11 protein-coding genes and 1 pseudogene are annotated in these 13,115 nt (G+C 61.6%); 8 read left to right on the forward strand and 4 right to left on the reverse strand.

All coding sequences use genetic code 11. From position 1 onward, the window contains the following. The first annotated feature begins 87 nt into the window (after positions 1–87). The 7 genes and pseudogenes from NKI24_RS04130 to NKI24_RS04160 all read left to right on the forward strand — a co-directional run bounded on the left by NKI24_RS04130 (position 88) and on the right by NKI24_RS04160 (position 7,853). Positions 88–1,761: an ABC transporter substrate-binding protein gene (locus NKI24_RS04130; protein ID WP_352743544.1), complete on the forward strand. Its 1,674-nt coding sequence runs from the start codon at positions 88–90 to the stop codon at positions 1,759–1,761. Between the two features lie 107 nt (positions 1,762–1,868). Continuing rightward, positions 1,869–2,897: an ABC transporter permease gene (locus NKI24_RS04135; RefSeq protein ID WP_352449667.1), complete on the forward strand. Its 1,029-nt coding sequence runs from the start codon at positions 1,869–1,871 to the stop codon at positions 2,895–2,897. Further along, positions 2,897–3,871 carry an ABC transporter permease gene (locus NKI24_RS04140; RefSeq protein ID WP_023675638.1) on the forward strand — a complete coding sequence of 325 codons (975 nt, stop codon included), beginning with the start codon at positions 2,897–2,899 and terminating at the stop codon, positions 3,869–3,871. Before NKI24_RS04135 ends, NKI24_RS04140 begins: the two co-directional genes overlap by 1 nt. Then, on the forward strand, positions 3,861–4,886 hold the full coding sequence (locus tag NKI24_RS04145; protein WP_352449666.1) for an ABC transporter ATP-binding protein: 1,026 nt from the start codon (positions 3,861–3,863) through the stop codon (positions 4,884–4,886). Before NKI24_RS04140 ends, NKI24_RS04145 begins: the two co-directional genes overlap by 11 nt. Continuing rightward, entirely contained in the window at positions 4,883–5,875 is a 993-nt protein-coding gene (locus NKI24_RS04150) for an ABC transporter ATP-binding protein (protein ID WP_352449665.1), read from the forward strand. The genes NKI24_RS04145 and NKI24_RS04150 overlap by 4 nt, the downstream gene beginning before the upstream one ends. 102 nt (positions 5,876–5,977) lie before the next feature. Continuing rightward, the gene (locus NKI24_RS04155) at positions 5,978–6,874 is read left to right on the forward strand and encodes a branched-chain amino acid ABC transporter permease (protein WP_352743547.1); all 897 of its coding nucleotides are present in this window, start codon (positions 5,978–5,980) and stop codon (positions 6,872–6,874) included. A gap of 1 nt (position 6,875) precedes the next feature. Next, positions 6,876–7,853 (forward strand): annotated as a pseudogene (locus tag NKI24_RS04160) (branched-chain amino acid ABC transporter permease). Between the two features lie 19 nt (positions 7,854–7,872). Here NKI24_RS04160 and NKI24_RS04165 read toward each other — a convergent pair. From NKI24_RS04165 to NKI24_RS04180, 4 genes are read right to left on the reverse strand one after another with little or no spacing between them, the layout of a single operon-like run. Beyond that, positions 7,873–9,051 (reverse strand): ABC transporter ATP-binding protein, encoded by a 1,179-nt coding sequence (locus NKI24_RS04165; RefSeq protein WP_352743549.1) that lies wholly within the window; start codon positions 9,049–9,051, stop codon positions 7,873–7,875. After that, complete coding sequence (locus NKI24_RS04170; protein ID WP_352743551.1) at positions 9,044–10,186, reverse strand: extracellular solute-binding protein; 1,143 nt, start codon at positions 10,184–10,186, stop codon at positions 9,044–9,046. The genes NKI24_RS04165 and NKI24_RS04170 overlap by 8 nt, the downstream gene beginning before the upstream one ends. 22 nt (positions 10,187–10,208) lie before the next feature. After that, positions 10,209–11,030 (reverse strand): ABC transporter permease, encoded by an 822-nt coding sequence (locus NKI24_RS04175; RefSeq protein ID WP_352743553.1) that lies wholly within the window; start codon positions 11,028–11,030, stop codon positions 10,209–10,211. Further along, entirely contained in the window at positions 11,027–11,905 is an 879-nt protein-coding gene (locus NKI24_RS04180) for an ABC transporter permease (RefSeq protein WP_352743555.1), read from the reverse strand. The genes NKI24_RS04175 and NKI24_RS04180 overlap by 4 nt, the downstream gene beginning before the upstream one ends. Positions 11,906–12,154: 249 nt before the next feature. Between NKI24_RS04180 and NKI24_RS04185 the strand changes: the two genes are divergently transcribed. Further along, the gene (locus NKI24_RS04185; protein WP_352449660.1) at positions 12,155–13,081 is read left to right on the forward strand and encodes an ArsR/SmtB family transcription factor; all 927 of its coding nucleotides are present in this window, start codon (positions 12,155–12,157) and stop codon (positions 13,079–13,081) included. Positions 13,082–13,115 lie beyond the last annotated feature (34 nt).

A 13,115-nucleotide genomic window follows, 5' to 3' on the forward strand; every position in this document is an offset into this window, starting at 1 on the left:
ACAAACCCAGACTGTTTCAGCCGCGCAATGGTCGATCGACCGGGTTCAGCGCGGCAAAAGCCGACGCGCCTCCATGAGGGAACAAATATGCGACCCCAAAAAGCATTTGCAGCGTTGATACCCTGCCTGGCTCTGCTCGGCGTGACCATGATGTCGCCGGCAAGCAGTGCCTTGGCCACCGAGGGCAAGCCAGGCGGCACACTCCGATTGCTGGCCAATGCCGCGGCAGGCACCGCCGATCCGCACATCAACTACACGCTGCAGTATTTCCAGATCAATTATGTCCTATACGATGGCCTGGTGACCTACAAGAAGGCCGGGGACAAGACCGGCTTCGAAGTCGTCGCGGACCTGGCGGAAAGCCTCCCGCAGGTCGAGAACGGCGGCAAGACCTACATCTTCAAGCTGCGCAAGGGCATCAAATTCGCGGATGGCACGGATGTCACCACGAAGGACGTGGTGGCTTCGTTCCAACGCATCTTCAAGACCAGCGGGCCGACGGCCGGGACCTTCTACAAAGGCATCGTCGGCGCGGATGCGTGCTTGAAGACGCCTGCGACGTGTACCCTCGAAGGTGGCCTGTCGGTCGACGACGCGGCCGGAAATATTACCTTCAACCTGGCCCAGCCGGATGCCGAGTTCCTGCAGAAGCTGGCTGTTCCGCATGCGTCGATCCTGCCGGCGAGCGCGCCGCTGAAGGACGCCGGCACCGATCCGATTCCGGGCACCGGACCCTACATGATCGCCAGCTACGATCCCAACAAGCTGATGAAGATTGTGCGCAACCCTCATTTCAAGGAATGGAGCAAGGAAGCGCAGCCGGCCGGATATCCGGACGAGATCGACTACGAATTCGGCCTAACCGACGAGGCGGCGGTGACCGCTGTCGAGAACGGCCAGGCGGACTGGATGTTCGACCCGCCGCCGTCCGACCGTCTCGCCGAACTCGGCACCAAATATGCCAAGCAGGTCACCGTTCATCCGCTGACGGCAATGTGGTATGCGCCGATGAACACCAATCTGGCGCCGTTCAACGACATCCGCGTTCGCCAGGCCGTGAACTTCGCGATCGACCGCGCCGCGATCGTCAAGCTCTTCGGCGGCAGCAATCTGGCGCAGCCGGCCTGTCAGATCCTGCCGCCGGGCTTCCCGTCATTCGCAGCCTATTGCCCGTTCACCGCCAATCCAGGTGAGAAGTGGTCGGCGGCGGATATGGACAAGGCCAAGCAATTGGTCGCTGAATCGGGAACCGCAGGTCAGGAGGTGACGATCATCACCGAGGACACCACGGTCTCCAAGGCGATCGGCGTCTACCTGCAGGATGTGCTCAACCAGCTTGGCTACAAGACGTCGGTCAAGCCGATCTCGCAGAACATACAGTTCACCTATATCCAGAACACCAATAACAAGGTGCAGATTTCGATCTCGCAATGGTTCCAGGATTACCCGGCGCCATCGAATTTCCTGCAGGTCTTGTTCAGCTGTGCCTCGTTTACGCCGGGCTCCGACGCCTCGGTCAATATTTCGGGGCTCTGCGACAAGTCGATCGACGCATCGATGGACGAGGCAGAGGCAGCCACCATCGCCGATCCGGCCAAGGGCGCGACACTCTGGACCGCCATCGACAAGGCTGTGACGGACAAGGCTCCGGTCGCTGTCCTGTTCACGCCAAAGCGCGTCGATGTGATCTCTTCCAGGCTGAAGAACTTCACCTTCAGCCCGCAATTCTACTGGATTGTCAGCCAGTCCTGGGTGGAATAGCCGACCGGAGCCAATGCGACGGAGTGCCGCTGGCTCTCCGTCGCATTTCCTTTTCCGGCGGATCAGCGCATCTTCCAGGCCGCGATTTTTCCCAGGCAATCCTGTTCATGGTCAATGTCATTGCGGACCAGCCTGCCATCCCGGTTCGCCGGGCCACCGATGGCCCGTGGCGCACCGCTTGGCGCAAGCTGAAAGGCGATCGTTCGGCAATATCTGCCTTCGCCGTGCTCGTCGTCATCGTGATCGCCTCGCTCGCGGCGCCGCTTTATGCGCGATACGTCTCCGGCACCGATCCATTTGTGACCAATCTCAATGGCGAGATCGTCGTCGATGGGGTGACCCAGCCGGTGCTGCAGCCCTCCACCGAAGGCCTTGGCCTCGGCATGACGCCGGTCGGGCCGACCTGGCGCATCGGCCCCTATATGCTCGGTGCCGACAACCAGGGCCGTGACGTCGCGGCGCGGCTGCTCTACGGCGGACGGGATTCGCTGTTGATCTCGGGTGCTGCAGCCGTGCTGTGCCTTGTCCTCGCGACATTCCTGGGGGTCGTTTCCGGCTTCTTCGGCGGCATCGTCGACATCGGCCTGTCGCGCATTCTCGACGTGCTCTGGGCTTTTCCGATTTTCCTGTTGGCGATTTCGTTGTCGATCGTGCTGATTGCGCAGAGTATCCAGATCGGTCCGTTCGAAATCCGCTCCGGCAGCCTGTGGCTACCGGTCTTCATCATCGGCATCGTCTATGTGCCCTATGTGGCGCGGCCGATCCGCGGCCATGTCCTGACCTTAATGCATGCCGAATTCGTCACCGCTGCGATCGGCCTTGGCGCATCGCCCTGGCGCATCCTTTTGCGCGACATCATGCCCAATGTGGTGACCCGCATCATCGTTTTCGTGCCGTTGATCCTGGCGCTCAACATGATGACGGAATCCTCGCTGTCGTTCCTGTCGATCGGCGTGCAGCCGCCGGATGCCAGCTGGGGCACGATCATCCAGGACGGCCAGGGCCTGCTCTATTCGCGGCCGGTCGTGGCACTGGCGCCGGGGCTAGCCATTGTGATCACGGTGCTGGCCCTAAACATTCTGGGCGACGGCGTGCGCGACGCGCTCGATCCGAAATCCTCGCCGAGGGGCGTCTAGTGGTTGCCGCGCTCGGCTTCCGGCTTGGCCAGATGGTGCTGGTTATGTTCGGTATCAGCGTCGTCGCTTTCCTGATCTTCTTTGCGACGCCTGGCGCTGATCCATCGGCGCGCATTGCCGGCCGCAATGCTTCGCAAGAGACGCTGATCCAGGTGCGCCACGATTTCGGTCTCGACCGGCCATTGCCGGTGCAATATGGGCTGATGATGAACCGGCTTTTCGTCAGCCGCGATCTCACCTCCTTCGTCAATCGCGGGCAGCGCGTCATCCCGACCGTGATAAGCGCCATTCCCGTGACGCTGTCGCTGGTCGGCGGCGCGGCAGTGCTGTGGGTGCTCGGCGGATTGATCGTCGGTGTGATCGCAGGCGCAACGCGCGGTACATTCATTGATCGCGCGCTGATGATCCTGAGCCTGGTAGGCGTGTCGATCCCGGTCTTCTGGCTGGGCGAGGTCGCCAACCTGCTGACGCAAAGCCGCTGGCACGACAGCTGGCTGTTTTCCTGGGTTCCTCCGCTCGGCTACATCCCCCTGACCGAGAATCCCTGGGGCTGGTTCAAGGCGCTCGTCATTCCGTGGTTCACGCTGGCAACCCTTTATGTCGGCCTCTACGGCCGGGTGCTGCGGGCAAGCCTGATCGAGATGATGCAGGAGGATTTCATCCGCACCGCCCGAGCCAAGGGGATCGGCGAGCGGCGGGTGGTGCTGCATCATGGCCTCAGGACCTCGCTGGTCGCATTTGTTACCATGTTCGGCCTCGACTTCGGTGCCCTGGTCGGTGGCGGCGCGCTGCTGACCGAAGTGGTCTTCGGACTGCAGGGCGTCGGAAAACTGACCTACGAGGCGCTGCAGACGCTCGATCTGCCGATGATCCTTGCCACGGTAATCTACGCCGCCTTCTTCGTGGTGATGGCAAACTTCGTCGTCGACGTGGTCTTCGTCTTCATCGACCCGAGGGCTCGCGATGTCGGCTGATGCTCCTCTTCTGGTGGTCAAGGACCTCACCGTCTCCTTCCGCAGCGACGAGGGCCTGGTGCGCGCGGTGGGAGGTGTTTCGTTCTCCGTCGAGCAGCGCGAGATCGTCGGTGTGGTCGGCGAATCCGGTTCGGGCAAAAGCCAGACCTTGCTCGCCATTATGGGGTTGATCGACAGCCCCAACGCTATCGTCTCCGGTTCCATCCGTTTCATGGGACAGGAGCTGATCGGGCTCAAGCGGCGTGCGCTCGATGCCATTCGCGGCCGCCAGATCGCGATGATCTTCCAGGATCCGATGTCTGCGCTCACCCCGGTGCATACGATCGGCAACCAGATCGGCGAGCAGGTCCGCGCGCATGAAAAAGTGTCGGCGAAAGCGGCACGGGCGAGGGCCGTGCAATTGCTGGATGCGGTCGGCATCGCAAATCCGGATCGGGTCATCGACAGCTACCCGCACCAGCTTTCCGGCGGTATGCGCCAGCGCGCGGTGATTGCCATGGCGCTCTCGTGCAACCCGGCGCTGCTCGTCGCGGATGAACCGACTACAGCCCTCGATGTTACCGTGCAGGCGCAGATCCTCGAACTGATCGGACGATTGCGCGACCAGTTCGGTTCCGCTGTGATCCTGGTCACGCACGATCTTGGCGTCGTCGCCGAAGTCGCGGACCGGGTACTGGTGATGTATGGCGGACGCTTTGTCGAGGAGGGCGGCAAGAGCAGCGTGTTCCGGGCGCCGCTGCATCCCTACACATGGGGCTTGTTCGGCTCGATCCCGCCGATGGAGGGACCACGTTCAGCCCGGCTCGCTGCCATTCCGGGAATTCCGCCGTCGCTCTCCAACCTGCCGAAAGGCTGCGCCTTCAGCCCCCGCTGCGCCTTTCGCCATGACGCCTGTCTGGTTCAACTGCCGATCATGCAAGGCGAGAGGCATCGCGCCGCGTGCCTGTTGCCGGAGCCTACGCGCAGACAATTCGCTGCCCAGAGGCCTGGCGGCGTGGTGGAGATGCAACGATGAATGCCATGCCACGCGAACGTCCGCTGCTTCGTGCCGGCGACCTGTCGAAGCGCTATAGCGTCGGCCGCTCGATCTTCCCGGCGCAGCGCCGGACCGTGCATGCGGTTGATACGGTGTCGCTCGACATCTGGCCCGGGGAGACCCTCGGCATCGTCGGCGAGTCCGGTTGCGGCAAATCCACGCTTGGCCGGTGTCTGGTGCGTCTGACCGAAATCAGCTCGGGGTCGCTGGAATTCGAGGGCCGCGACATCAGCGACGCCTCCCAGCGCCAGCTTCGTCCGTTGCGGCGGCAGATGCAGATGGTCTTTCAGGATCCCAGCGCTTCGCTCAATCCGCGCCGGCGGGTCGGCGATCTGCTGGCCGATCCGTTCCGCATCCATGAACGCCTCTCGGCATCGGAAATGGCGGACCGCGTGGCCGAGCTCCTGCGCCGGGTCGACTTGTCGCCCCAGCACGCATCGCGCTACCCGCACGAATTCTCCGGCGGCCAGCGCCAGCGTATCGGCATCGCCCGCGCGCTGGCGCTGCGGCCACGGCTGATCGTGGCCGACGAGCCGGTCTCGGCGCTCGACGTGTCGATCCAGGCGCAGATCGTCAATCTGCTCGCCGACCTGCGCGAGGAGTACAACCTGACTTATGTGTTCATCGCTCACGACCTTTCCGTGGTGCGTCAGATCTCGAGCCGTGTGGCGGTGATGTATCTGGGATCGATCGTGGAGAGCGGGCCGACCGACGAGGTCTTTGCGGCGCCCAGACATCATTACACCGCGGCGCTGCGTTCCGCCGTGCCGATACCCAGCATCGACCGGGCGCGGCGCGGCCGGCTGGTGCTCAAGGGTGACCTGCCCAGCCCGATGAGCCCACCCTCAGGGTGCCGGTTCCACACCCGTTGCCCAGCTGCCACCCCGATCTGCCGCAGCGACCGTCCGCTTCTCCAAAGCATTGGCGAGGGCCGCCTGGTTGCTTGCCATCATCCAGCCGGCGGTTGACGAGGGAATTCTCGTTCAGCGATATCGGATCAGGACCGTTCAGCCGTAATCGTCGCTTCGGCGAGAATAGAGGCCGATCTGGACGCCGCACGATCCGACGCTATGACGATGATCTTCGGAATACCCGTTCAGGCATTCCTCGGCCAATTGCTGGTCGGCCTCATCAACGGCTCGTTCTACGCAATGTTGAGCCTGGGCCTGGCTGTCATATTCGGCCTGATGCGCGTCATCAATTTTGCCCACGGCGCGCTCTATATGCTCGGCGCCTTCGTCGGGTACCTGCTTCTCACCCGGTTTGGCATCGGCTACTGGCCGGCTCTGATCCTGTCGCCGCTGATCGTCGGCGGCTTCGGCGTCGTGGTCGAGCGCCTGGCGCTGTCGAGGCTTTACGACATCGACCCGCTCTACGGGTTGCTTTTCACCTTTGGCCTCGCGCTCGTGCTCGAAGGAGTGTTCCGTTACTACTATGGCGTATATGGCGTATCGGGAAGCCCTTATTCCGTGCCGCCGCTGCTCTCGGGAGGAACCGATCTCGGCTTCATGTTCCTGCCTATTTACCGCGGCTGGGTAGTGGTCGCCTCGATGATCGTCTGTTTTGGCACCTGGGCGCTGATTGAGAAGACCAGGCTGGGCTCCTATCTGCGGGCGGCGACGGAGAACCCCGGGCTGGTGCAGGCTTTCGGCGTCAACGTGCCGTTGCTGCTGACCCTCACCTACGGCCTCGGCGCCGCTCTTGCCGGGCTTGCGGGGGTTCTCGCCGCGCCGATCTATCAGGTGAGCCCGCTGATGGGATCTGACCTCATCATCGTCGTCTTCGCCGTCGTCGTGGTCGGCGGCATGGGATCGATCCTCGGGGCGATCGTCACCGGTTACATGCTTGGCCTCGCCGAAGGCCTGACCAAGGTCTTCTATCCCGAAGCCTCCAATCTGGTGGTCTTCGTCATCATGGCAATCGTGCTTCTGGTCCGGCCAGCCGGCCTGTTCGGAAGGGATGCCTGAGATGGCCGAACTGACACTTCGCGAGACGTGTGCCAAGAATTCGGCACGGCTTGAATGGGCGCTGGTCGGGCTCGGCATCCTGGCGCCGCCGGTGGCGCCTTTCTTCGTCTATCCGATCTTCCTTATGAAGATGCTGTGCTTTGCGCTGTTTGCCTGCGCGTTCAACCTTCTGCTCGGCTACACTGGGCTGTTGTCCTTCGGCCATGCGACATTCTTCGGCGGGGCGGCCTATTTCACCGCATACGCGGTCAAGGTCTGGGGCTGCCCGCCGGAAGCGGGCATCCTGCTCGGTGTCCTGGGAGCTGCGCTGCTCGGCCTTGTGATGGGCTTCTTTGCCATCCGCCGGTAAGGCATCTATTTCGCCATGATCACGCTGGCGCTGTCGCAGATGTTCTTCTTCTTCTGCGTGCAGGCGCCGTTCACCGGAGGTGAGGACGGCATCCAGGGCGTGCCGCGCGGCAGGCTGCTTGGAATGCTCGACGTGAACGTCTCGATGAACATCTATTATTTCGTGCTGGCGGTCTTCCTGATCGGCGTGTTCGCCATCTGGCGCATCATCAACTCGCCTTTCGGCATGATCCTGCGTTCCATCCGGGAAAACGAGAGCCGGGCCATTTCGCTCGGCTATTCCGTCGCCAACTACAAGCTGGCGGCTTTCGTCATGTCGGCAACATTGGCCGGGCTGGCCGGCGCGCTCAAGGCGATCGTTTTTCAGTTTGCCACGCTCACCGACGTCACCTGGCAGATGTCGGGCGAGGTGATCCTGATGACGCTCCTCGGCGGCATCGGCACCATGGCCGGGCCGATCATCGGCGCCAGTCTGGTCGTCGGCCTGGAAAACACGCTCGCCACCTCGAACTTTCCGGTGACCATCGCCACCGGCCTGACCTTCATGGCCTGCGTGCTGGTTTTCCGGCGCGGTATTGTCGGTGAGGTCTATGCGCGGTTTCTCGGGCCAAAGGGTGACGCGAAAGACTGAACGGCTCAGTTCCGCCTCGCTAGGCGATGCGTAAGCCTTGCGCGTCGAGAAGCACGCAGCCCAGCGGGTCGAAGCAGACATCGACCGCTTCGCCTTCACGCAGCGGCTGGCCGTCGATCAACGTGTTGGCGCGCACCAGCGTGCCGGCGCCGATGTCGATCTCGTAGACCGCATTGCCGCCGAGATAGGAGGTCGAGACGATCCGTCCCGCCAGCCTGTTGGCAGCACCGGCGGTACCGACGGTAAGCTTCTGCGGGCGAACGACGACGGTGACCGCGCTGCCGGTCGCGAGCGCCTTCGGCGCGGCCGCCTTTACGACATGGCCGGTGGCCAGCGCGATCGTCGCCATCTTGCCGTCCATCACTGTCACGCTGCCGGGCAGCATGTTGGCCTTGCCAAGGAAATTGGCGACGAATGCGGTGGCCGGCTGGTCATAGACCTGCGCGGGGGAGCCGTTCTGCTCGATCAGGCCGGCGTTCATCACGACAATGTGGTCGGACATCGACAAGGCTTCTTCCTGGTCGTGCGTCACGAAGATAGCGGTGATGCCCGTCTCCCTCTGGATTTTCTTGATCTCGACGCGCATGTCCTCGCGCATATTGGCGTCGAGCGCCGACAAGGGCTCGTCCAGCAGCAGCACTTCCGGCTCGAAGACGATGGCGCGGGCCAGTGCGATGCGTTGCTGCTGGCCGCCCGAGAGCTGCGACGGCAGCTTTGTCTCACTGCCGGGCAGCCGCACCATATCCAGCGCCTTCTTGACCCGGCGCACGATTTCCGGTTTCGGCACGTTTCGGTATTTCAGGCCGAATGCGACGTTGTCGAAGACGTTCTTGTGCGGAAAGAGCGCGTAGTTCTGGAACACCAGACCAATGTTGCGCTTGTAGATCGGGATGTCGTCGACCCGCTTTCCGCCGATCGAGATCTGGCCACCGGAGATGTCGACCAGGCCCGCGATCGATCGCAGGATCGTCGTCTTGCCGCACCCGGACGGCCCCAGCAAGGTGACGAAACTACCCTTGTGGATCGCCAGTGAAAAATCGCGCACAGCGGCGAACTTGCCGTAAAAAATATCGATGTCGCGAAACTCGACCGCAGGCTTTTCTATAGGCTGCTGCCTCTCGCTCTGGGCGAGCGGGTCGCCATTAGCCCCGGCCGAAGCCGGCCGGGGCTGCGGGTCGTGGCTGTTGTCGTCATGCACCTTTCGACACCCTGTCCCATTGCTTGGTCCAGGCGTCTTCGTTCTTCGCCCAGTAGAGCGGATCGGCGAAGGTCAGCGATTTCATCGATCCAGTCGGGTCGAAGGCCGGAAGCGTCGCGATCTTGTCGGTCAGCTTCACCTTGGTGGGGTCAAGCGATGGCGGATAGTTCTGGCCCTCGGCGACGGCGATCGACGTGGCCGGATCCAGCATGAAGTTGATCAGTTCCTCGCATTCGGCCATCGGCGAACCCTTGAGCACTAGCATATCCTCCATCCACGCGTATGAGCCGGCAGGGTCGAGATAGCCGATCGGCTGGCCCTGCTGCTGCAGGGCGGCGACACGTCCTGACCAGGCATCGGTGACGACGATCTCGTTGCGCGAAAGGAGGTCCATCAGTTCCGCGCCGGAACTCCAGAATTTCTTGGCCAGGTCGCGGGTCTCGCGAACCTTGGCCCAGACGACGTCCATGTCCTGAATGTTGTTGGGGTCCTGTTTCGTCTGCAGCGCCGCATACCAGACGCGCGTCGTCATATCGGCGTAGCCGCCGATCTTGCCGGCATATTTCGTGTCGGTAAGCAGGTTGGCGCCCTTTTCCTTGGCTTCCTCCGGCGAGATGACCTTGTTGTTGTAGGCGATGCCGGTGGTGCCGTAATCATATGGCACTGCCGACAGCTTCGGCGTGATCTTGCGGAACGGCTCGATCATGGCGGTCAGGACATTCGCCATGTTCGGAATGTTCGCCTCGTTGATCTCCGAATTGAAACCGCCATTGACGTATTTGATGTAGTAGTTGACGCCGGAAGAATGGACGATCTGGAAGTCGCCTGGTTTCGACGTCTTGATCTTGGTGATGATCTCGTTCTCGTCGCCAAAGGTACCCTGGACGACCTTGACCTTGGACTTGGCGGTGTAAGGCTGGAACGCGTACTTATCGATCGCCTCCTGCACCACGCCGCCCCATCCGTCGAAGCGCACTTCCGAAACCGCGGCCAGCGCCCGTCCCATCCAGGGCACGGAAAGCCCGGTGGCGGCGGCAGCGGCGGCCGTCAGCGTCAGGAATGATCGCCGGCTGATGTCGCCATTGGCATAGCGTTCGTTGAGCCGTTCCAGTCGTTTGGTGGTTGTCAGTTTCATTTCCATTCTCCCATTTTCATTTTCACTTGCCTGCCTTGAACCAGGTGAGGCTTTGCAGGATGAGCCCGCCAGCCAAGGGAATGCCGACCGTCAAAAGGATCATGATGGTTCCGAGCGCGTTCACCTCAGGGCTGATCGAGATCTTCAGCATCGAAAGGATTTGCGTCGGCATGGTCTCGACGCCCGCCGGCCGCCAGAACAGGCTGGCCGAGGTGTTGTCGAACGAAATGGTGAAAGCGAGCAGAACACTGGCAAGCACTGCGGGAATGAGCAGCGGCAGCGTGATTTCGCGGAATGTCGACACACGCGGCGCCCCGAGCGAAAGCGCCGCCTCCTCATAGGAGCGTTTTATGCCGACCATGCGCGCCTGGACGATCAGCACCACGTAGGGGAGCGTGAGCAGAATGTGGCCGAGCACCAGCAGCGTCATGCTGCGCGGCTGGTCGACGGCTTTGATCATGACCAGCAGGCCGACGCCGAGTATCGTTTCGGGGACCAGCGCGGGAAGAATGACAAGCGTGTTGATCGCCTGCTTGCCACGGAACTCGAAGCGCACCAGCGCCAATGCCGCCATGATGCCGAGCAGCGTCGTCACCGTTGCCGTCACCAGGGCAATCCACATCGATGTCCGGAAAGCGTCGAGAACCGGCTCGTTGGTGAGCAGCTTTTCGTACCATCGCAGGCTGAAGCCGGTGAGGGGAAAGCCGCCGAACATCGAGGCGTTGAAGGAAAGCACGACCGTGGCGAGGATCGGCGCAAACATGAAGACGTAGACGCACACCGTGATCGCGCCGGTCAGCCGCCACGCCCATCTGCCTTCGCGATCGGGATGATCCGCTCTCATGCACTGAGGCCCTTCATGATCTGCGATAGGCCCATATAGCGGCCGTAGGCGGCCGCGGCCGCGCCGAGCAGAATGAACAGGACGATGGAAAGCGTGGCGCCCATCGGCCAATTGAGCTGCCCCATGATGGTGTCGTAGATCAAGTTGCCGAACAGCGCATCGCGGCTGCCGCCGAGCAGCTGCGGCGTCACATAGGAGCCGGCCGCCAGCACGAAGCAGAGCAGCAGCCCGGCGCCCAGCCCCGGCATCGATAGCGGCAGGGTCACTTCGCGAAACGCCTGCGCGCTGGTACAGCCCATCGAGCGGGCGGCGGCGATCAGCGTGCGGTCGATGCTTTCCAGGCTGACATAGACGTTCAGGATCATATAGGGCAGCAGAAAATGCAGCAGCCCCATGATGACGGCGCCCTCGGTGTAGAGCATTGGCAACGGTTCGTTGATAACCCCCAGCCTGATGAGCACGACGTTGATCAGCCCCTGTTCGCCGAGAATATGGATCCACGAGAATGTCCGGATGGTGAAGCTGATCCAGAACGGCACGATGAGCAGCAGCAACAACAGCCATTTGTGCCTGAAGGTCGTGGCCCAGATGAAATAGGCGGGGAAATAGCCAAGGATCGCGCAGATCACAGCGGTGATGGCGCCGACGCGAACGGTCTTCCAAAGAAAACCGTGATAGTAGCTGTCGGTGAGGAATTCCTTCCAGTTGTCGAAGGTCAGCACCGCCGACTCCACCCCCGCGGTGACGAAGGTGAAAAACGTGTAGACCGTCATCATCGCGATCGGCAGCAGCAGAAGCAGGGTAAGCAGTAAAAGCACAGGCGCGACGAGGACCCAGGCCAGTCGCTGATCGTATAATTTCCACCCTTTGGTCACGACCCGTCCAACCACTTTATGTGCAAGCCGCCATCACCGGGCTCGGCTCCGGACTAGATTGGGCGATCGGCGTTCAGGTGTCCACTCTGCATATGGCTCCTGCACAAATTCTGTGCAGGGCCACCGCGCGACCCTCGCCCTGCCGGATTCAACAAATTGCCCGGCGTTCCGCCTGCATGTTGATTAAATCAGATATCCCGATATACAGGGTAATTTCGGATATAGATTTTACATGGGCCGGACAATTTCATGAGTCGCAATTTTCTGGTGATTGAACCTGAGGAAGGCATTGCCGTGCTCAAGGGGCTTGCCTCCTCGGCGCGGATCTCGATGCTGAAACTGCTGCATGAGAAGGGGCCGATGAATGTCAACGAAATCGCCGCCGTGCTGTCGCTTCCGCAGTCGACCGTCTCGACCAACATCCAGGTGCTGGAGGATGCGGGGTTGATCCGCACCGAGAACCTGAAAGCGAAGAAAGGCAGTCAGAAAATCTGTTATCCGATGGCCGAAGAAGTGCTCGTCGTGTTCAAGAGCGAATATCGTGCGGTCAAGAACGACGCGATCGAAGTGTCGATGCCGATCGGGCTTTATACCGGCTTCGAGGTTACCGCGCCCTGCGGCCTTTGTTCGCCAGACGGCATCATCGGTCTGCTCGATGTTCCCAACACTTTCCTCGATCCGGACCGCATGAAAGCTGGTCTGCTATGGTTCACGCGCGGTTTTGTCGAATACCAGTTCCCCAACAATGCCAAGCTCGCCAATGCCGAGATCACCGGACTCGAAGTTGCGATAGAGCTGTCTTCGGAAGTGCCGGGTACCAGCGCCGATTGGCCCTCGGACATCACGCTGACGATCAATGGCGTCGATGTCGGCACCTGGACGTCGCCGGGGGATTTCGGCGACAAGCGCGGCGTCTTCACGCCCTCCTGGTGGAAGCTCAAGGGCTCGCAATACGGTAAGCTGAAGAACTGGCGAATTGCCAATGACGGCACCCATGTCGACGGCCTCAGGATTTCCGAAACCGGCCTCGCCGCACTCGATCTGAAGAGCCATCATTCAATCCGCGTCCGTATCGGCGTCAAGGACGACGCCAAGCGCCCCGGCGGGATCAATATTTTCGGCAAGGGCTTTGGAAATTACGATCAGGACATCCTGCTCAGGATCAAAACTGGTTGATATCATGAAACCGGGTTCTGAAGATAACGCAGCA

Origin of the sequence: Mesorhizobium sp. M0701 (assembly GCF_040320365.1) — a bacterium.
GTDB lineage: Bacteria > Pseudomonadota > Alphaproteobacteria > Rhizobiales > Rhizobiaceae > Mesorhizobium.